Below are 18,011 nucleotides of genomic sequence, written 5' to 3'. Positions count from 1 at the left end.
CCTTGATCTGGCGACGGCCCGATGGCGTGCCGAGAGTGTGGAGGAAGACGTGCTGAGCTTCGACGTGCTGGTGGAGATCCCCAAGGGTGAGCGCAACAAGTACGAGGTCGACCACCACACCGGGCGGATCCGCCTCGACCGCATGCTGTTCACCTCGACGGCCTACCCGGCCGACTACGGCTTCATCGAGAACACCCTCGGCCAGGACGGCGACCCGCTCGACGCGCTCGTGATCCTGCAGCAGCCGACCTTCCCGGGCTGCCTGATCGAGTGCCGGGCGATCGGCATGTTCCGCATGACCGACGAGGCCGGCGGCGACGACAAGGTGCTGTGCGTGCCGAGCCACGACCCGCGCCTGGAGCACCTGCGCGACATCAACCACGTCTCCAAGTACGACCGGCTGGAGATCCAGCACATCTACGACGTCTACAAGGACCTCGAGCCCGGCAAGTCCGTCGAAGGTGCCGACTTGGTCGGCCTCGTCTAGGCCGATGCCGAGGTCCACGCCTCGTTCGAGCGCTTCAGGACCGAGGGCCACGGCAACGACGTCGACAACCTCGCCGACGACAGCCTGGGCGAGAACGCCTGACCCGCACCGAGTCGGTCAGGCGGCGGTGGTCGCGGCCTCCGACGCCGCCGGCGCACCCTCCAGGGCATCGGCGAGGATGTCGGTGACCCGGCCGACCGGGCGCACGTCGAGATCGGCGAGCAGCTCGGCAGGTACGTCGTCGAGGTCGGGGCGGTTGCGCTCGGGGACGAAGACCGTCCTGAGCCCCGCGCGCTGGGCGGCCAGCAGCTTCTGCTTGAGACCGCCGATCGGCAGCACCCGTCCCGCGAGCGACACCTCGCCGGTCATGCCGACGTCGGAGCGCACGGGTCGCCCGGTCAGCAGGGACACGAGGGCGGTCACCATCGTCACGCCGGCGGACGGACCGTCCTTCGGGACCGCGCCCGCCGGGAAGTGCACGTGGATCGACCGCTCGAACGCGGCCGGCTCGATCCCGAGGTCCGCGGCGTGTGCCCGCACCCACGAGAGTGCGATGGAGGCCGACTCCTTCATGACGTCGCCGAGCTGGCCGGTGACGGTGAGGCCGGCCGTGCCGTCGGCCACGGACGTCTCGACGTAGAGCACGTCGCCGCCGAGACCCGTCACGGCGAGGCCGGTGGCGACACCGGGCACGTCGGTGCGCTCGTGGCTGTCGGGGGTGAAGCGCGGTCGTCCGACGAGGTCGGCGAGGGCGTCCTTGTCGATGTCGATCCGGTCGACCGCCCCCGTCGCCAGACGCGTCGCCGCCTTGCGGAACGCCTTGGCCAGGTACCGCTCGAGCTGGCGCACCCCTGCCTCGCGGGTGTAGTTGGCCGCGAGCTCACCGAGGGCCTCGTCGGAGACAGTGACCTCCTCCGGCGTCAGCGCCGCCCTCTCGAGCTGACGCGGCACCAGGAAGTCCCGCGCGATGGCGACCTTGTCGTCCTCGGTGTAACCGTCGATGGTGACCAGCTCCATGCGGTCCAGCAGCGCTGACGGGATCTGCTCGACGACGTTGGCGGTGGCGATGAAGAGCACGTCCGACAGGTCGAGGTCGAGCTCGAGGTAGTGGTCGCGGAAGGTGTGGTTCTGCGCCGGGTCGAGCACCTCGAGCAGCGCGGCGGCCGGGTCGCCGCGGTAGTCCGCGCCGACCTTGTCGACCTCGTCGAGCAGCACCACCGGGTTCATCGAGCCGGCCTCCTTGACGGCGCGCACGATGCGGCCGGGCAGGGCGCCGACGTAGGTACGACGGTGACCACGGATCTCGGCCTCGTCGCGCACACCGCCGAGGGCGACACGGACGAACTTCCGGCCCAGGGTCCGGGCGACGGACTCGCCGAGCGAGGTCTTGCCGACACCCGGAGGGCCGGCGAGGAGGACCACTGCGCCGGAGCCGCGGCCGCCGACGACCTCGAGGCCGCGCTCGGCCCGCCGCGCCCGCACCGCGAGGTACTCCGTGATGCGGTCCTTGACCTCGTCGAGGCCGTGGTGGTCGGCGTCGAGCACGGCGCGCGCGGCGGCGACGTCGTGGGAGTCCTCGGTGCGCACGTTCCACGGCAGCTCGAGGACGGTGTCGAGCCACGTACGGATCCAGCCCGCCTCCGGGTTCTGCTCGCTCGAGCGCTCGAGCTTGTCGACCTCCCGCAGCGCGGCCTCGCGGACCGCCTCGGGCAGGTCGGCGGCCTCGACGCGGGCGCGGTAGTCGTCCGAGCCGTCCGGCTCGCCCTCGCCGAGCTCCTTGCGGATGGCCGCGAGCTGCTGGCGCAGGAGGAACTCGCGCTGGCTCTTCTCCAGGCCCTCGCGGACGTCCTGGCCGATCTTGTCGTTCACCTCGTCCTCGGTGTCGTACGCGCGCGTCCACTCGACGAGCAGGCGCAGCCGGTCGCCCGCGTCGGGGGTCTCGAGCACCTGGCGCTTCTGGTCGTCGGAGAGGTACGGCGCGTAGCCGGAGGTGTCGGCCAGCGCGTCCGGGTCGGCGATCTGTCGCACGGTCTCGATCACCTGCCACGCCTCACGACGCTCCAGGATCGAGACGACGAGCGTGCGGTACTGCTCCGCGAGGGCGCGCAGCTCGTCGGTGATCGCCGTCTCGGGGACCTCCTCGGCCTCCACCCAGAGCGCGGCCCCGGGCCCGGCCACGCCGGCGCCGATGGCGACGCGGCGCTCGGCACGGAGCACGGCGGCGGGCCGTCCACCCGCGAACCGGCCGACCCGGTCCACCACGGCGACGACACCGTGCGTGGCGTAGCGGTCCTCGAGGCGCGGGGCGACCAGCACCCGGGTGGGCGCCGACTCCGGCTCGGAGTCGTGCGCGAGGCGCGCGGCGTCGATGGCCGCGCGTGCGGAGTCGTCGAGCTCGATGGGCACGACCATGCCGGGCAGCACGACCGTGTCGTGGAGGAACACCACCGGGAGTGAGAGGTTCTGCGTCATGCCCTCTCAACGTGGGCGGCGGCACCGACGATTCCGGTCGGCGTTCCGCTCAGCGCGAACGCACGCCACGGGTCCGGTCACTCGCGGGCCAGGCCCACCTCGCCGCTGACCGCCCCGAGCTTGTCGGGGTTGCGGACGAGGAACAGCCGCGTCACGACGCCGTCCTCCACGAGCATCGTGCCGACGCCGTCGCGCTGGCCGGCGACCACGAACTGGATCGCCGGCGAGCCGTTGAGCCACACCGGCACCAGCTCGAGTGCGTCGGGCGTGACCGCGGTGAGGAAGCGGAGCACCTTCTCGCGTCCGAAGATCGGGTTCAGCGCGGCCTTCACCTTGCCGCCGCCGTCGGTCATCAGCACCACGTCGGGCGCCAGCACGTCCATCAGGGACTGCAGGTCGCCCGTCTCCGTGGCGGCCCGGAACCGCTCGATGACCACGTCCCGCTCGGCCGCGCTGACGGAGGCCCGCGGGCGGCGCTCCGCCACGTGCGCACGCGCGCGGCCGGCAATCTGACGCACCGCGGGCTCGCTCTTCTCGACCGCCTCGGCGATCTCGGTGTACGGCACGTCGAAGACCTCGCGCAGCACGAAGACCGCCCGCTCGGTCGGCGGCAGTGTCTCCAGGACGAGCAGCATCGCGGTCGACACGCTGTCGGCGAGCTCCACGTCCAAAGCGACGTCGGGTGCGGTCAGCAGCGGCTCGGGCAGCCACGTGCCGACGTAGTCCTCGCGTCGGCGCGAGAGGGTGCGCAGGCGGTTGAGGGAGAGCCTGGTGGTCATCCGCACGAGGTAGGCCCGCGGGTCGCGCACCCGGTCGGTGGCCACGTCGGCCCAGCGCAGCCAGACCTCCTGGATCACGTCCTCGGCGTCGGCGGCGGAGCCGAGCATCTCGTAGGACACGGTGAAGAGCAGGCTGCGGTGGGCCACGAACGGGTCGGCGCCCATGTCACGACGTCCGTGTCGCAGCCGCCTCCGCGAGGGGCAGCTCGCACACGTCGCTGAAGCCCTGCGAGGCGAGTCCCATCGCGAAGTTGAAGCGCGAGCGCTCGTTCTCGACCGCGACCATCATCGTGAGCTCCACGACGGCGGCGTGGCCCAGCTGCCGGTCGAGGCTGGTGACCATGTCGTCGGACACCTCGGGCGGGGTGGCGGTCATCGCCTCGGCGTACGCCATCACCTCGCGCTCGAGGTCGGAGAACGCGTCCGACTCCCGCCACCGCGGCACCTCGCGCACCTTCGACTCGTCGAGGCCCAGGGTGTGCGCCATGAAGTAGCCGAAGTCGAGGCACCACGAGCAGCCGATGGCACCGGCGCTGGCCATCTCCGCGTAGGTCTTGAGGTGGGGGTCGAGGGCCGACCACTTCGCGACCTTCTGCTCGAAGCCGAAGACCGCCTTGAGGACCGGCTTGTTGTGCCACAGCACGTAGGCGTTGTCGGGGACCTTGCCCCACATGCGCCGCGCCACGCGGGTCATGATCGTGCCGTAGGCGCCGTCGAGCCTGGCCTGGGGGATCCGGAAGGTGCTGGGCATGTCGTCACTCCATCGGTGTCTCGGGATCGGATGACATGGAGACACCGGCCGGCTCAGACCTGTGACAGGAAGGCGTCGACCGCCCGCGCTACCTCGAGGTGGATCTCCGCGGTGCGCACGGCGTCACCGGTGCCCATGCTGTGGTCGGCGTCGCCCACCTCGAGCACGTCGCAGCCGCTGTCCGCGAGCTCGCGGGCGATCGCGGCGTCCCACAGCTCGTCGGCCAGCCCGCCCACGAGGAGCTGTCGGCCGGCGTTGGCGCCGATGGCCTCGGCCACGTGCGGCTCCACGAGCAGCGGGGTGAGCCAGATCGCGTCGAGCCCGCGCTCGGCGGCGTACGACGCAGCACGGGTGCCGAGCGACTTGCCGACGACCACCACGTGGTCGGCGTCCTCCCCGGCGAGCGCGGCCTCGACGTGCCCGCGCACCCAGGCGTCGGAGTCCTCGTCGCCCCGGGCGGTGCTGTCCCACCAGAGCTGCTGGACGGCGAAGCCGTGCTGGAGCAGGGCCCGGCGGGCGAACTCGAGCAGCGGGGCACTGGGCGGGTAGGCGCGGCCGGGCGCGACGACGGCGAGCCCGCGGGCCGGGCCGTCCGGCTCCCAGCGTGTGGGCGCTCCTCCGAAGGTCATCTCACGATTGTTCCGCGCGGACCGCCCGGAAGTAACCCAGTGCGCCGTGGAGCGACAGCTCGACCTCGGCACACCCGGCCTCCCGCAGCCAGGCGCGGGCCTCCTCGGAGGTGCACATCGGGCCGAGGACGCCGATCCGCGTGCCAGCCCGGCGCAGCGGCCGGTAGCGCAGCCCGGTGTCGGTGAAGAGCGAGCTGCCGGTGATGGCGCCGCCGGGCGCGAGCACCCGCACCATCTCGCGGATCGCCCGGTGCGGGTCGGGGAAGCAGTGCAGGCCGGTGAAGGAGACGACGAGGTCGAAGCTGCCGTCGTCGAAGGGCAGGTTGCCCACGTCGGCCACCGCGGTGGTCACCTGGTCGGCCACCCCGAGCCGTGCTGCCGTGGCTGCGGCACGCTGGAGCATGGTGGTGGAGATGTCGACCGCCACGACGTCGAGGCCCTGACCCGGTCGGACGCCGCGCAGGGCCACGCCCGACCCGGTCGGCACGTCTAGCACGCGGGAGCCCCGGGGCAACGTGCCGATCTCGGCCGCGGCCTCGTGCAGGAGCGTGAGGTCGCTGCCCATGACCGCACGCCACGCTGCACGCCCGACGGGCCCGGAATCGACCAGCCGGGGGTAGACGTAGGACCACAGCGGGTCCTCGCTCCAGCCGCCGAGCCCGGGCAGCCTCATGTCGGATCCAGCCTCCTCACCCGATGAGCTCCTCGCTCCTCAGCATCTCCTCGGGCACCCCGAAGGCGTCGACCAGGTCGACGGCGAGCGGACGGATCTTGCGGCACAGCGAGTTGATCTCGCGACTGATGGCCTTCGACCGGGCGCTGGAGAGGCGACCGTGCTCCATGAACCACGCCCGGTCCGCCTCGATCGTGGTGAGCGCGTGCAGGTCGCAGAGCAGGTTGAGAGCGACCTTGAGGTCGCCGTCGGGGAGCGCGGCGGTCCGGGCGACGAAGGCCTCGAGCACCAGCCGCTCGGTGTGGGCGCGGGCGGCGGCGATGACGTGGTCCTGCACGCGGGAGAAGACCGCGCCGGGGTTCATCTTCTGGTCGATGCCGCGCTTGAGGCGGCGGGCGACGCCACCGATCATGTGCTCCTCGCGGAAGCGCAGCATGGCGAGCTGGTAGTTGGGGTCGAGCAGACCGGCCTCCTGGTCCCACGTGTCGCCGCCGGGGAGCAGGTCGCGGACCGACTGGACGAGCTTGTGCACGGCGGTCCGCTCGACGACGGTCTCCACCGCGAGCCCGGCGACGAAGCGCGCCATGCCGAGCTGGTCCATGTCCTCGAACTCGCCGGCGTAGTCGGTGAGCAGGCCCTTGGCCACGAGCTGGAGCAGGACGTGGTTGTCGCCCTCGAAGGAGGTGAAGACGTCGGTGTCGGCCTTGAGCGCGGCGAAGCGGTTCTTGCTGATGTAGCCGGCGCCGCCGCACGCCTCGCGGCACTCCTGGATGGTGCGGGTGGCGTGCCAGGTGCCGAGCGCCTTGGTGCCCGCGGCGCGTGACTCCAGCATCCGACGGGCGTGCTCGTCGTTGCCCTCCTCCGTCGGGCCGGGACCGGAGAAGACCTCGTGCAGCTGGCCGGCGACGACCTCCTGCGCGAAGTGGAGGGCGTACGTCCTCGCGACCAGCGGCAGGAGCCGGCGCTGGTGCATGCCGTAGTCGAGGAGCAGCTGCTCCTCGTCGGGCGAGGTCGCCTCGAACTGGCGGCGTCGGGCGGCATAGCGGGTGGCGATGGTGAGCGCGACCTTCGCCGCGTTGATGCCGGCACCACCGACGCACACGCGGCCCTGGACGAGCGTGCCGAGCATGGTGAAGAAGCGCTTGTTGGGGTTGTCGATCGGCGAGAGGTAGCGGCCCTCGGGCGTCACCTCGGCGAACTGGTTGAGCAGCGCGGTGCGCGGCACCCGCACGCCGTCGAACCAGATGCGCCCGTTGTCGACGCCGTTGAGGCCCATCTTGGGGCCGCAGTCCTCGATGCGTACGCCGTCGAGCACCCGCCCGCCGTCGCGGATCGGCACGACGAAGGCGTGCACGCCGTGCCCGACGCCGTCGACCTCGAGCTGGGCGAACACCGCGGCGAGCTCGGCGTGGGCCGCCGCGTTTCCGATGTAGTCCTTGCGGCTCGCGTCGTCGGGGGTCGTGATCACGAACTCCTCGGCCTCGGCGTCGTACGTCGCCGTGGTGCCGAGGGCCTGCACGTTGGAGCCGTGGCCGCTCTCGGTCATCGCGAAGCAGCCCATCGTGCGACCGGTGACGAGGTCGGCGAGGTGGGCGTCGTGGTGGGTCTTCGTGCCGAGCTGGAGGATCGCGCCGCCGAAGAGACCGAACTGCACGCCGACCTTCACCAGCACCGACAGGTCGCCGAAGGCGAGGGTCTCGAAGGCGGCGATCGAGGCGCCGATGTCGCCGCCGCCGCCGTACTCCTCGGGGAAGCCCATCCCGGTCTGGCCGGTCTCGGCCATCATCACCACGACGTCCTTGACCCGCTCGCGGAAGTCGGCGGTCGACATGTCCTCCACGTCGAGGAGGATCCCCGCGTGCTCGGCGAGGTTGGCGCGCACGAGGTCGCGGACCTCGCGGTAGCGACCGTCGAGCAGGACGCGGAGCGCCTCCACGTCGACCTCGGGCTGCCGGTAGCCCTTCGCGTCGGCAGGGGCGGGCTTCTCGTCGACCCGGACCCGGGCCGGCTCGGGCTCGACGGTGGGCATCTCTTCCGCGATGGGGGGAACCTGGTCGGTGGCCATAGGTCCAAAGGTATCCATCGCGGTAGGTTCTCGGCGATGAACGTGTCCGAGCCCACCCCGCTGGGCGAGATGGCCTACAACTACGCCGTCGTCGGCGTGCAGAAGGGCGGCACGTCCACCCTCGCGGTCACGCTCAACCAGCACCGGCTGGTGTGCCAGCCGCCGGACAAGGAGCGGCACTACTTCGACGACGAGACCGTCGACTGGTCCGCGCCCGACTACGCCCGCGACTACTCGGCGCCGCGCCGGGCGCCGATCCACCGGCTCGTCGGGGACGCGACCCCCACCTATCTCTACTGGCCGCACGCGCTGGAGCGGATGCGGGCCTACAACCCCGACATGCCCCTCGTCGCCGTCTTCCGCGACCCGCTCGAGCGGCTGTTCTCCCACTGGGTGATGCTGCGCTCGCGCAACCTCGCCTGGCCCGACTGGCCGGACTTCCTCACCGAGTGGCCGCACACCTCCCTGCCCGACGCGGTGCCGGACGGCGTGCGCACCATGCGGTGGCGGCACATGACCGGCCTGGCGCGCGGCTTCTACGGCGAGCAGCTGCAGCGCGGCTTCGAGCTGTTCCCCCGCCAGCAGTGGCTGCTGCTGGAGCTGCGGGCGATGCTGGGCGACTTCGAGCAGACCGTCCACCGCACGACCGCCTTCCTGGGGCTGCCGCGCTTCGAGCGGGTGCCGCCGCTGAGGAACTGGCACGCCGGCGCGGAGCAGATCCCGGGCACCGCACCGACGGCCGACGACCTGGCGCGGGTGGCGGAGACGTACGCCAAGGACCTGGCGTTGTTCGAGGAGCTGTCCGGCATCGACACGTCGGCGTGGTCGACGCGCCTGATCCTCGACGGCGACCTCGACCCCGCGGAGCTGGCCGCGCGGTTCGCCCGCAAGGTCAGGTGAGTCGCGCGCTGCTACCCACGGCCCGTGGGAACGGGATCAGGGGCGCGCGAAGAAGGTGGGTGCCCGCCAGTAGTACATGGACTCCTGGCCGACGTTCCGCCCGGTGCGGGGCGCGTGGATGATCTGGCCGTCGCCGACGTAGATCGCGACGTGGTAGATCGAGCCCGGGTCGCTCGAGGAGCCCCAGAAGACGAGGTCGCCCGGGACCAGCTGGGCGGCGGTGATCCGGGTCGACTGGGTGTACTGCGCGACCGAGTAGTGCGGGATCGTCCTGCCGCCGCGCGCCCATGCCGCCGCGGTGAGACCGGAGCAGTCCCACGCGTCCGGGCCGGCGGCGCCGTACTGGTAGGGCTTGCCGATCTGCGCCTTCGCGAAGGCGATCGCCGCCGCCGCGTCGCCGGTCGGCGTCGGCGGGGTGGGCACCGGGGTCGGGGTGGGCACCGGGATCGGGGTGGGCGTGGCGGTGGGCGTCGGGGTGGGCGTGGGGGTGGGCGCCGGGGTGGGCTTGCTCGTCGGCGTCGGCTTGCTGGTCGGCGTCGGGGTCGACTCCTGCTCGTCCTGGGCCTGCTGCTCGGCGAGGGCCTCCGCCTCCGCCTCCGCCTGGGCCGCGGCCTCGGCCTGGGCTTCTGCCTCCGCCTCGGCCTGGGCCTGGGCCGCCGCCGCGGCGGCAGCGGCGGCCGCTTCCTGGAGGGCGCTCTGGCGCTTCGTCGCCAGCCGGACGCTGATCCCCTCGAGCTCGGCCAACTCGGCGAGGAGGTCTGCCTTGGTGGCGGCGACGGCCTCCGCCTGCGATCCGGCCGCGGCCTGGGCCGCGGCGGCCGCGTCACGGGCCCGCTCGGCCTCGAGTTCGGCCGCGGTCGCCTGCTCGGAGGCCTGGGCGGCCGTGCTGGCGGCGACCTCGGCGACGACGGAGGCGGCGGTGAAGGAGTCGTACTGGGCGTCGAGGGCCTCCGAGGTGTTGCCCATCGTGACGCTGCGGTCGATGAGGGACTCGAGGCCGTCGGACTCGACCACGGCGGCCAGTCCCTGGACCTGCGAGGCCTCCTCGTAGGACCGCACGACCGTGTCGGCGTAGAGCTCGCGCTGGGCGGCGACGTCGGCCTGGGCCGTCGCGGCTGCAGCCTCGGCCTCCTCGGCCTCCGCGGTCGCCTGCTCGGCACGCCAGCGGGCGCCGTTGAAGGCCTCAGCCGCCTGCGCCGCCGTGTCCCCGGCGGTCTCGAGCGCGAGGTCGGCCCGGATCAGGTCGGCCTGCACCGCCGAGACGTCGCGCCCCTTGTCGGCGGCGCGCTCCTGGGCCGCGGCGACGTCGGCCTCGGTCGGGACGGAGTCGTCCCCGTCGGCGAACGCCACCCCGTGACCACCCAGCGCCAACCCGGCGACGAGCACGACGGCCGTCGCCCAGCGCAGCGTCGTACGACGCGGTGCTGGCGTGAGGTCCTGCAGTGGAGCGACGGGCACGGGGGTTCCCCTCGAGGGTCTCGGGGCCCGTGCGACTTCCCCTTCGCACGGGCAACTCGAGGCACGCTAGTGAACTTTCGTCACACTGGGAACACTTTTCCCATCTTCTTGACTTTTCATCGGCGTGTCGACTTGACGAACTACACGGTTGTCATTCTTTCCACGCCCGATAGTCCGCATCAGAAAGCTCATAGACCGCGGGGCGGGAGGAGCTTGGTGATGCGGACTATCGGGGGTACGACGCCTACTCGACCTCGACGGGCACCTGGGAGGTCGTCGAGGTCGGGTGGGACGCCAACCCGTGCCGGTCGAACTTCTGCCCGCTCGCGAGTCCGCCGAGCCAGAAGGAGAAGAGGGCGATGACGACGCCGGCGAGGTCGTCGGCGATGTAGTGCCAGCCGAAGTAGAGGGTGGCGACCACGGTGATCGCGAAGTTGGCCCAGAAGACGAGGTGGAGGATCCGGTTGCGCAGCGTGTACTGCACCATCAGCGCCACGAGCAGGGTGATCGCGACGTGCAGGGACGCGAATCCCGCCACGGACTGGACCGCGCCCTCCGCGCCGCGGCGCAGCACGCCGTCGCGTCCGTAGGACAGGGCCTCCATCAGGGCACTGGACCCCGTGTCGGGGAGGTCGGTGTAGAGGTAGCTGTACTGGAAGCCGGGGCCGAGCGTGGGCAGGGCGTAGTAGGACGCGGTGCCGATCGACCAGGCCAGGCACTGCGAGGTGGCGAACCAGTAGCCGAAGGTGATGTTGCGCGACCACACCAGCCAGGCCGCGAGCGCCAGTGGCACCAGCGGCAGGAACCACAGGTAGATCGTCGACAGGAAGTGCGCCTGGAACCCGGTGCCGACGACCGTGTGCAGGATCGTCGCGGGCTCGTGCCCGAACATCAGCGCCCGGTCGATGAGGTGCAGCTCCCGGTCGTACTTGTCCTCGCCCATGATGAAGGGCAGGAACGACTTGAGGTTCCGGTAGCAGACGTAGGTGATGTAGAAGGACACCAGACCCAGCACCACGAGGGTGATCCGCTCGCGGTCCCAGTGGCTGCGGACGCGGTCGCGGACCAGCGACGGCATCAGCGCCGGCTTCATCCGCGAGGCCCACAGGGTGCGCGGCAGCACGTCGAGCAGGAACGCACCGAGCACCAGCAGCGGCAGCCTGAGCCACGACGGCCCGAGGAAGCCCTCCGGGTCGACCAGCGGTCGGTCGAGCACGAACGCGGCCGTCAGCGCGAGCGCGCCCATGGTGGCGGCGACTCCCACGAGGAGGGCATAGGCCGGTCTGTACACGGAGGTCAGTGTAGGGAGGGGTCAAGGAGCGGGCGTGATCGGCAGCACCGCGAGACGGGTCACATCGACCCGCAGCGCGACCTCGTCGGCGGGCGACACACGGCTGCCCAGCGCGGCCACGGCGTCCAGCCGGCCGAGGCCCTCGGCGTCCACCTTGAGGCGCACCTGCTCGGGCGTGACGCGCGCCGACTCGACCCGCGCACGGATCGGCCCGGCGGCGTCGACCACGAGTGCGGAGCGGCGTACGGCGACCGCGGGCGCGGTCGGCAGCCCGGCCGCGTCGAGCACCAGGCGGGCCGCGTCGCCGCGCAGGACCCGCGCATAGCCGAGGAACAGCGCGGTCTCCTCGTCGACCGGCTCGCGCCACACCTCGTCGATCTCGCCGGACTGCACCACGCGCCCGTCGCGCATCACGGCAAGCCGGTCGGCGAGCGCGAAGGCCTCCTCGTGGTCGTGGGTGACCAGCAGCGCGGTGGTGCCGGCGGCGTGCAGGATCTCGCGCAGGTCGCCGGCCAGCCGCTCGCGCAGCGTCGCGTCGAGGGCCGACAGGGGCTCGTCGAGCAGGATCAGCCGCGGTTCGACGGCAAGCGCCCGGGCGAGGGCCACGCGCTGCCGCTCGCCCCCCGACAGCGTGCCGGGCAGCCGGTCGTCGTAGCCGGAGAGGCCCACCAGCTCGAGCAGCTCGCGCACCCGCGCGGCCACCCGCGCGGGCGGCGTACGCCGCAGCCTGAGGGCGTAGGCCACGTTGCGGGCGACGGTGAGGTGCGCGAAGAGCTGGCCGTCCTGGAACATCAGCGCGAAGCCACGCTTGTGGGTCGGCACGCCGGCGAGGTCGGCACCGGCGCAGGAGATCGAGCCCGCCGTCAGCGGCTCGAGGCCCGCGACAGCGCGGAGCAGGGTGGACTTGCCGCAACCGGAGGGGCCGAGCACCGCGAGCACCTGGCCGGCGGCGAGGTCGAGCGAGACGTCGTCGACGGCGAGGGTGTCGCCGTAGCGGACGGTGACGTCGGTGAGCTGGAGCATCGTCGTCGACCCTGTCATCCCAGCGCCCCCACACCGGGCACGCGCAGCCGCTCGACGGCGAGCATGACGACGGCCGTGGCGGCGGCGAGGACGACGGAGGCGGCGAGCGCCATGCCGTAGTTCATCTCGCCGGGGTGGCCGATGAGCCGGAAAATCACGACCGGCAGCGTGGGAGCGTCGTCGCGGGCGAGGAACGAGGTCGCGCCGAACTCCCCCAGCGAGGCGGCGAAGGCGAAGCCACTGGCCGCGAGCATCGGCTTCCACACGACGGGCAGGTCGACGGTGAGCAGGGTGCGCCACGGTGAGGCGCCCAGCGACGCGGCGGCCTGGCGCTGCCGGTCGTCGATGCCGCCGAGCACCGGGGTCAGCGTGCGCACGACCAGCGGCAGCGCGACCAGGGCCTGGGCCATCGGCACCAGCAGGGGCGAGTCGCGCAGGTCGAGGGGCGGCCGGTCGAGGGTGATCAGGAAGCCGAAGCCGAGGGTCACGGCGCTGACGCCGAGCGGCAGCATGAAGAAGCCGTCGAGCGTCGAGCGCACCCGGCGCTCGGCGACCGAGTGCGATCGTCGCGTGACGATCAGCGAGACCAGGCCGCCGACGAGCAGCGCCATCCAGGTGGCGTCGACGGCGGTGCGCAGGCTCGTCATCAGCGCCGTCGTCACCGGCACCACCAGCGCCTGGTCGTCGCCGGCGGTGGAGAGCGCGCGGTAGTTGTCGAGGCCCCAGCCCTCACCCACGCTGAGCGATCCGGCCACCAGGGTGAGGATCGGCACCAGCATCGCCGCGAGCACGAGCAGCGTCGCGACGACGACGGGCGCGTCGCCGCGGCGTACGGCGCGGGCCGGGGCGACGGTGCGCTGGGCCGTCGGGTCGGGGGTCGCGCGCAGCCGCGCCGCGAGGGCCAGCAGGCCGACCACCACGACGATCTGGAGGACCGAGAGGGCCGCTGCCGCCTGCAGGTCGAAGACGGTCGTGGTCAGCAGGTAGATCTCGGTCTCGACGGTGGCGTGCCGCACGCCACCGAGGGTGAGCACGATGCCGAAGGCCGTCGCGCAGAAGAGGAAGACGATGGTCGAGGCGCCGACGATCGCGGGTCGCAGCGCGGGCAGGGTCACCGTGCGCAGCACCTGCCACGGCGAGGCGCCGAGGGCCGCCGCCGCCTGCCCGGGTCGCGGGTCGAGCGATTCCCAGGCGACGCCGACGGTGCGCACCACGACGGCGACGTTGAAGAAGACCAGGCCCAGCACGATGGCGAACGGCGTGCCGTCCAGGCCCAGGAAGCCGAGCGGCCCGCCCTCCCCGAGCAGCTGGCGGAAGGCGACCCCGACGACGACCGTCGGCAGCACGAACGGCACCAGGAGCGCCGCGCGCACCGCGGCCCGCCCGGGCAGCGCGAGCCGGTGGAGGGCGTACGCCGCCGGCAGGCCGAGCACGACGGCCAGCAGCGTCGCGACCCCCGCCGTCCACACGGTGAACCACGCCACCCGGTGGACCCGCGGCCGGGCGAGGACCTCCAGCACCGCACCGGGAGCGAAGCGCCCGTCGGCGACGAACCCCTCCGCGACCATGCCGCTCACCGGCAGCACGAAGAGCACGCCGAGCACCAGCACCGGCCCGGCAGCCAGCGCGAGCAGCGCGAGGAGGCGGCGCGCACCTGTCGGTGGCCGAGGAGCCGCACGAGGACTCATCGCGAGATGACGTCGGTCCACTCGGTCAGCCACTGCTCGCGGTGGGCGGCGATCTCCTCGGGCGAGACCTCGTAGGGGTCGGTGGGCTGCGGGGCGAAGGTCGCCCAGTCGTCGGGGACCGTCGCGCCGGGCATGACCGGGAAGACGTACATCGACTCCGGCAGCGCGCTCTGGACCTCGTCGCTGAGCATCCAGTCGACCAGCGCCTGCGCACCCTCGGGGTTGTCGGCGCCGGCGAGGACGCCGGCGTACTCGACCTGGCGGAAGCAGGTGTCGAGGAGCGCCGCCGTGGTCGTCCTCCCGTCGGTGACCGTGAAGGCCGGGGAGGAGTCGTAGGACACCACGATCGGGCGGGTGCCGTTCTTCGAGCCTGCGGTGAAGTCGCCGTAGTAGGCGTCCTCCCACCCGTCGACGACCTTGGCGCCGTTGGCCAGCAGGTCGGTCCAGTAGGTCTCCCAGTCGTCTCCGTACTCCGCGACGGTGGCGAGGAAGAAGGCCATGCCGGGACTGCTCGTCGAGGCGCCGGGGGTCACCAGCAGGTCGGCGTACGCCGGGTCGGTGAGGTCGGCCAGCGTGCGGGGCGGCTCGATCCCCTCCCGGTCGAACCAGGCGGTGTCGACGTTGACGCAGACGCTCGCCGAGTCGATCGGGACCAGGCGGTCGCCACCCTCGGCGAGGGCGTACTCCTCCGGCGGGTCCACCGACGGTGTGGTCTCGGCGAAGGCGCCCTCGCCCAGCGGGCGGGAGGCGAAGGTGTTGTCGATGCCGAAGGCCGCGTCGGCGACGGGGTTGTCGGCGGTGAGGCTGAGCTTGGTGGCGAGCGTCCCGGCGTCACCGGAGCCGCGCACCTCGAGGTCGTAGCCGGACTCCTCCTCGAACGCCTTCACGAGCCTCTTGGGCAGGTGGAAGGAGTCGTGGGTGGCGAGCACGACCGTGCCCCCGGACGTGCCCCCGGACGTGCCCCCGGGCTCCCCGTCGGCCGCCGAGGTCGACGGCTCCGACGGCTCGCCACTGGAGATGAGGCTGCAGGCGCTCAGCACCAGCGCGGCGAGCGCCGTCGTGAGGGCAGCGCGGACGGGTGGTTGACGCATGGTGACTCCCTATCGCCGGTGCTAACCGGATCAGGTTCATAGGGTCTGCGGCTGGTCCGCACTCTCAGCACGCCTGCGCGCGCTCCCCTGTCTTCGTCACCAGCGTACCGCGACGTGGCCACGGCCCCTACGCTGCCCGCATGCCCAGCCTCCGCCACCAGCTCCTGGCCTCCCTCATCCCGCGGCTCCGCACGTCGGGCGACCTCGAGAGCGAGCCTGCCGAGCGCGCCCGCGTCGAGGCCGAGCACCGCACCCAGGTGCGCACGCTCCCGACCCGGGCGGTGCGCGGCTTCGCGAAGACCTGGGACGTGTCGGTCCACGACATCGGCTTCCCGTCCTACGTCCTGACGCCGAAGGACCGCCGGGTCCACCGCACCCTCTACTACGTCCACGGCGGCGGGTTCATGGCACCGATCGACGCGGTCCACGTGCGGTACGCCACCCGGCTGGCCGAGGCGATCGGCGCCCGCGTGGTGATGCCCGACTACCCGCTCGCCCCGGAGCACACCTGGGCCGACTCCCACGACGCACTGGTGGCGGACGCCGCCCGATGGGCGGACGAGGACGGCGGCGTGGTGCTGGCCGGGGACTCCGCGGGCGGCGGCCTCGCCCTCGCGACGGCGCTCTCCATGCGCGACCGCGGGCTCACGCCGGCGACCCACCTGGTGCTCCACGCGCCCTGGGTGGACCTGACCTCCTCGACCCCCGAGACGCGGGAGGTCGACGCGATCGACCCGTGGCTGTTCTTCAGCAAGGTCGAGGCGTACGCCCTCTGGTGGGCCGGGTCGCCGGAGGACCTCGACCGGCCCGAGGTCTCCCCCGCGCTCGCCGACCTCGCCGGGCTCCCGAGGGCGCTGATGCTCTACGGCACCCGCGACCTCCTCCACCCGGGTTGCCGGCTGCTCGCCCGCCGCGCCGCGGAGGCCGGCTGGGACCTGACGTCGATCGAGGAGCCGGACCTGATCCACGTCTACGGAGTGCTGCCGTTCATCCCCGAGGCCCGTCGTGCCCTCGCCCAGGTCGTGGACTTCGTCCGATGACCGTCGAGGTGCTCACCGTCGTCTTCGACGACCTCCCCGCGCGGACGGCGTACGACGTCTGGCGGCTGCGGCAGCAGGTGTTCGTCATCGAGCAGGACTGCCCCTATCCCGACCTGGACGGGCGCGACCTCGAGGCCACCACGCGCCACGTCGTGCTGCTCGAGGACGACAGCGTGATCGGCACCCTGCGCCTGCTCGACGACGGCGACTGGGCGCGGATCGGACGCGTGGTCGTCGCCCCGTCGGCCCGCGGACGGGGCCTCGCCGCGGTGATGATGGATGAGGCGATGACGCACTGCACCGACCGCGAGGTGCGGCTCGACGCCCAGATCGCGCTCACCGGCTTCTATGCGGCCTACGGCTTCGAGGTGACGGGGCCGGCCTTCGACGAGGACGGGATCATGCACGTGCCGATGGCCCGGGTCGGGCGTCCGGCACGACCATGAGCACCGGCCCGAGGATCTCCTCGCGCACCAGGCGGGACTCGCCGGACAGCCCACTGATGACGGTCGGCGCGACCCACCAGCCGTCTCGGTCCAGCGCCTGCCCGCCGGTCTCCACCGTGCCGCCCTCGGCCCGCGCCAGCGCGAGGTAGCGCAGCACACGGTCCCGCGCCACCGGCGAGCGCAGCGGGCCGCACAGGGTGTCGGGCTCGGCGGGCGCGCCGACGACGACCTCGGCCATGGTCTCGACGGCGGCGTGCAGCGCCTCGGCGTAGCGGTGCGCGGGCACCACCACCGTGGCCGGGAGCCGGCACCCCTGGCCCGCGTTGGCCGCGACCGTGACGGCGGCGGCCGAGACGACGGCCCCGAGGTCGGCGTCGTCGGCCGCGCGGACGGTGACCGTGCCTCCGACGTCGATTCGGACGCGCTTGCCCGCCTGCTCCCCCGCCACCTGGACCCGGTGGGCCGCGACCGACGACCCGGTGAAGGAGATCTCGTCGACGTGGTCGTCGAGGGTGAGGGCGATCGCCACGTCGACGTCGCGCGTGGAGACGACGTTGAGCACGCCGCGCGGCAGGAAGTCGAGCGCGATCCGCCCGAGCTCGAGGGCCGCGCCGGCCGTCTCGGGAGCCGGCTTCAGCACCACGGTGCCGCCGGCGACGAGCACACGGCCGACCTCCTCGATCGCGACCGCCAGCGGCGACGTGGCCGGCGTGATCACGGCCGTGACACCGGGCGACGCGTGCGGCACGGCGCGCAGGCCGGCGATCGGCGCGTCGAGGTGGGCGGCACGCAGCGACACCGGCACCCCCGTCTCGGCGGCGAGGAGCTGCGCGAGCTCGCCGGACCGGGCGACGAGGGCGTCCTGGAAGCGTCCGAGCGCGTCGACCCGCAGCGCCGAGTCGGTGCTCCACGGGGTCTCGTGGAAGGCGCGCCAGGCGGCCCGGGCCGCGGCCCGGGCGTCGTCGACCCCGGCGTCCGGCAGCTGCCAGAGGACGTCGCCCGTCGCCGGGCTGCGCGCCGGGAAGGTCCACCCCTCGCTGGTCGCCCGCTCCATGCCGTCGACGGGCAGCGTCGCGGCCGCCCGGGCGTGCTTGCTCATGGGAGAACTCCACCACGGAGACACCTCATGTGGCGCTGCGGACACCCGGTGGCGCGATCAGCATCGGGAGTGGGTGCCCACCCCGGACCGGCGCACGTCCGGCTGGTCGGCCGAGGCCC

The 18,011-nt window shown here is 72.8% G+C and carries 16 protein-coding genes and 1 riboswitch; of the genes, 4 read left to right on the top strand and 12 right to left on the bottom strand.

The features are described 5' to 3' along the window. Positions 1-52 precede the first annotated feature (52 nt). Positions 53-487, top strand: a complete 435-nt coding sequence (locus JWN97_RS04840; protein ID WP_297619188.1) for an inorganic diphosphatase — start codon at positions 53-55, stop codon at positions 485-487. Between the two features lie 117 nt (positions 488-604). On the opposite strand, the gene lon is transcribed toward JWN97_RS04840, so the two are convergent. From lon to JWN97_RS04810, 6 genes are all read right to left on the bottom strand, one after another. Next, positions 605-2,959 carry an endopeptidase La gene (gene lon / locus JWN97_RS04835; RefSeq protein ID WP_297619148.1) on the bottom strand — a complete coding sequence of 785 codons (2,355 nt, stop codon included), beginning with the start codon at positions 2,957-2,959 and terminating at the stop codon, positions 605-607. 77 nt (positions 2,960-3,036) lie between these two features. Continuing rightward, the gene (locus JWN97_RS04830; RefSeq protein ID WP_297619145.1) at positions 3,037-3,903 is read right to left on the bottom strand and encodes an RNA polymerase sigma-70 factor; all 867 of its coding nucleotides are present in this window, start codon (positions 3,901-3,903) and stop codon (positions 3,037-3,039) included. Position 3,904: 1 nt separating this feature from the next. Continuing rightward, complete coding sequence (locus JWN97_RS04825) at positions 3,905-4,489, bottom strand: carboxymuconolactone decarboxylase family protein (protein WP_297619142.1); 585 nt, start codon at positions 4,487-4,489, stop codon at positions 3,905-3,907. 53 nt (positions 4,490-4,542) lie between these two features. Further along, positions 4,543-5,118 (bottom strand): hypothetical protein, encoded by a 576-nt coding sequence (locus tag JWN97_RS04820; RefSeq protein ID WP_297619139.1) that lies wholly within the window; start codon positions 5,116-5,118, stop codon positions 4,543-4,545. 1 nt (position 5,119) lies between these two features. After that, entirely contained in the window at positions 5,120-5,791 is a 672-nt protein-coding gene (locus JWN97_RS04815; protein ID WP_297619136.1) for a class I SAM-dependent methyltransferase, read from the bottom strand. Positions 5,792-5,807: 16 nt separating this feature from the next. After that, complete coding sequence (locus tag JWN97_RS04810) at positions 5,808-7,856, bottom strand: acyl-CoA dehydrogenase (protein WP_297619134.1); 2,049 nt, start codon at positions 7,854-7,856, stop codon at positions 5,808-5,810. 36 nt (positions 7,857-7,892) lie between these two features. Between JWN97_RS04810 and JWN97_RS04805 the strand changes: the two genes are divergently transcribed. Beyond that, positions 7,893-8,756, top strand: coding sequence for a sulfotransferase domain-containing protein (locus JWN97_RS04805; protein WP_297619132.1), 864 nt, complete (start codon positions 7,893-7,895; stop codon positions 8,754-8,756). Between the two features lie 36 nt (positions 8,757-8,792). On the opposite strand, the gene JWN97_RS04800 is transcribed toward JWN97_RS04805, so the two are convergent. The 5 genes from JWN97_RS04800 to JWN97_RS04780 all read right to left on the bottom strand — a co-directional run bounded on the left by JWN97_RS04800 (position 8,793) and on the right by JWN97_RS04780 (position 15,307). Beyond that, the gene (locus tag JWN97_RS04800; protein ID WP_297619129.1) at positions 8,793-10,214 is read right to left on the bottom strand and encodes a C40 family peptidase; all 1,422 of its coding nucleotides are present in this window, start codon (positions 10,212-10,214) and stop codon (positions 8,793-8,795) included. A 244-nt stretch (positions 10,215-10,458) separates the two neighbouring features. Continuing rightward, positions 10,459-11,505: a phosphatase PAP2 family protein gene (locus JWN97_RS04795; protein WP_297619125.1), complete on the bottom strand. Its 1,047-nt coding sequence runs from the start codon at positions 11,503-11,505 to the stop codon at positions 10,459-10,461. 21 nt (positions 11,506-11,526) lie between these two features. Continuing rightward, positions 11,527-12,528, bottom strand: coding sequence for an ABC transporter ATP-binding protein (locus JWN97_RS04790; RefSeq protein WP_297619122.1), 1,002 nt, complete (start codon positions 12,526-12,528; stop codon positions 11,527-11,529). Positions 12,529-12,542: 14 nt separating this feature from the next. Further along, the gene (locus tag JWN97_RS04785) at positions 12,543-14,216 is read right to left on the bottom strand and encodes an iron ABC transporter permease (protein ID WP_297619118.1); all 1,674 of its coding nucleotides are present in this window, start codon (positions 14,214-14,216) and stop codon (positions 12,543-12,545) included. After that, entirely contained in the window at positions 14,213-15,307 is a 1,095-nt protein-coding gene (locus tag JWN97_RS04780) for a thiamine ABC transporter substrate-binding protein (protein WP_297619114.1), read from the bottom strand. The genes JWN97_RS04785 and JWN97_RS04780 overlap by 4 nt, the downstream gene beginning before the upstream one ends. Continuing rightward, a riboswitch (TPP riboswitch) is annotated at positions 15,297-15,406 on the bottom strand. It overlaps the preceding gene by 11 nt. Before the next feature lie 41 nt (positions 15,407-15,447). Here JWN97_RS04780 and JWN97_RS04775 point away from each other — a divergent pair. Together JWN97_RS04775 and JWN97_RS04770 are read left to right on the top strand one after the other, a co-directional pair. After that, positions 15,448-16,347 carry an alpha/beta hydrolase gene (locus JWN97_RS04775; RefSeq protein WP_297619110.1) on the top strand — a complete coding sequence of 300 codons (900 nt, stop codon included), beginning with the start codon at positions 15,448-15,450 and terminating at the stop codon, positions 16,345-16,347. Beyond that, positions 16,344-16,793: a GNAT family N-acetyltransferase gene (locus JWN97_RS04770; protein ID WP_297619108.1), complete on the top strand. Its 450-nt coding sequence runs from the start codon at positions 16,344-16,346 to the stop codon at positions 16,791-16,793. Before JWN97_RS04775 ends, JWN97_RS04770 begins: the two co-directional genes overlap by 4 nt. Here JWN97_RS04770 and JWN97_RS04765 read toward each other — a convergent pair. Next, complete coding sequence (locus JWN97_RS04765) at positions 16,747-17,892, bottom strand: aldehyde dehydrogenase family protein (RefSeq protein ID WP_297619106.1); 1,146 nt, start codon at positions 17,890-17,892, stop codon at positions 16,747-16,749. The genes JWN97_RS04770 and JWN97_RS04765 overlap by 47 nt on opposite strands. Positions 17,893-18,011 lie beyond the last annotated feature (119 nt).

This window comes from Nocardioides sp. (assembly GCF_025965415.1).
Lineage (GTDB): Bacteria > Actinomycetota > Actinomycetes > Propionibacteriales > Nocardioidaceae > Nocardioides.
Note: the sequence above shows the minus strand (reverse complement) of the source record. Positions and strands in the feature narration are given on the sequence as shown.

Coding starts and splice junctions, on each gene's coding strand:
- lon (WP_297619148.1), bottom strand. CDS start 2,959: ATGACGCAGAACCTCTCACTCCCGGTGGTGTTCCTCCACGACACGGTC.
- JWN97_RS04830 (WP_297619145.1), bottom strand. CDS start 3,903: ATGGGCGCCGACCCGTTCGTGGCCCACCGCAGCCTGCTCTTCACCGTG.
- JWN97_RS04825 (WP_297619142.1), bottom strand. CDS start 4,489: ATGCCCAGCACCTTCCGGATCCCCCAGGCCAGGCTCGACGGCGCCTAC.
- JWN97_RS04820 (WP_297619139.1), bottom strand. CDS start 5,118: ATGACCTTCGGAGGAGCGCCCACACGCTGGGAGCCGGACGGCCCGGCC.
- JWN97_RS04815 (WP_297619136.1), bottom strand. CDS start 5,791: ATGAGGCTGCCCGGGCTCGGCGGCTGGAGCGAGGACCCGCTGTGGTCC.
- JWN97_RS04810 (WP_297619134.1), bottom strand. CDS start 7,856: ATGGCCACCGACCAGGTTCCCCCCATCGCGGAAGAGATGCCCACCGTC.
- JWN97_RS04805 (WP_297619132.1), top strand. CDS start 7,893: ATGAACGTGTCCGAGCCCACCCCGCTGGGCGAGATGGCCTACAACTAC.
- JWN97_RS04790 (WP_297619122.1), bottom strand. CDS start 12,528: ATGCTCCAGCTCACCGACGTCACCGTCCGCTACGGCGACACCCTCGCC.
- JWN97_RS04785 (WP_297619118.1), bottom strand. CDS start 14,216: ATGAGTCCTCGTGCGGCTCCTCGGCCACCGACAGGTGCGCGCCGCCTC.
- JWN97_RS04780 (WP_297619114.1), bottom strand. CDS start 15,307: ATGCGTCAACCACCCGTCCGCGCTGCCCTCACGACGGCGCTCGCCGCG.
- JWN97_RS04775 (WP_297619110.1), top strand. CDS start 15,448: ATGCCCAGCCTCCGCCACCAGCTCCTGGCCTCCCTCATCCCGCGGCTC.
- JWN97_RS04770 (WP_297619108.1), top strand. CDS start 16,344: ATGACCGTCGAGGTGCTCACCGTCGTCTTCGACGACCTCCCCGCGCGG.
- JWN97_RS04765 (WP_297619106.1), bottom strand. CDS start 17,892: ATGAGCAAGCACGCCCGGGCGGCCGCGACGCTGCCCGTCGACGGCATG.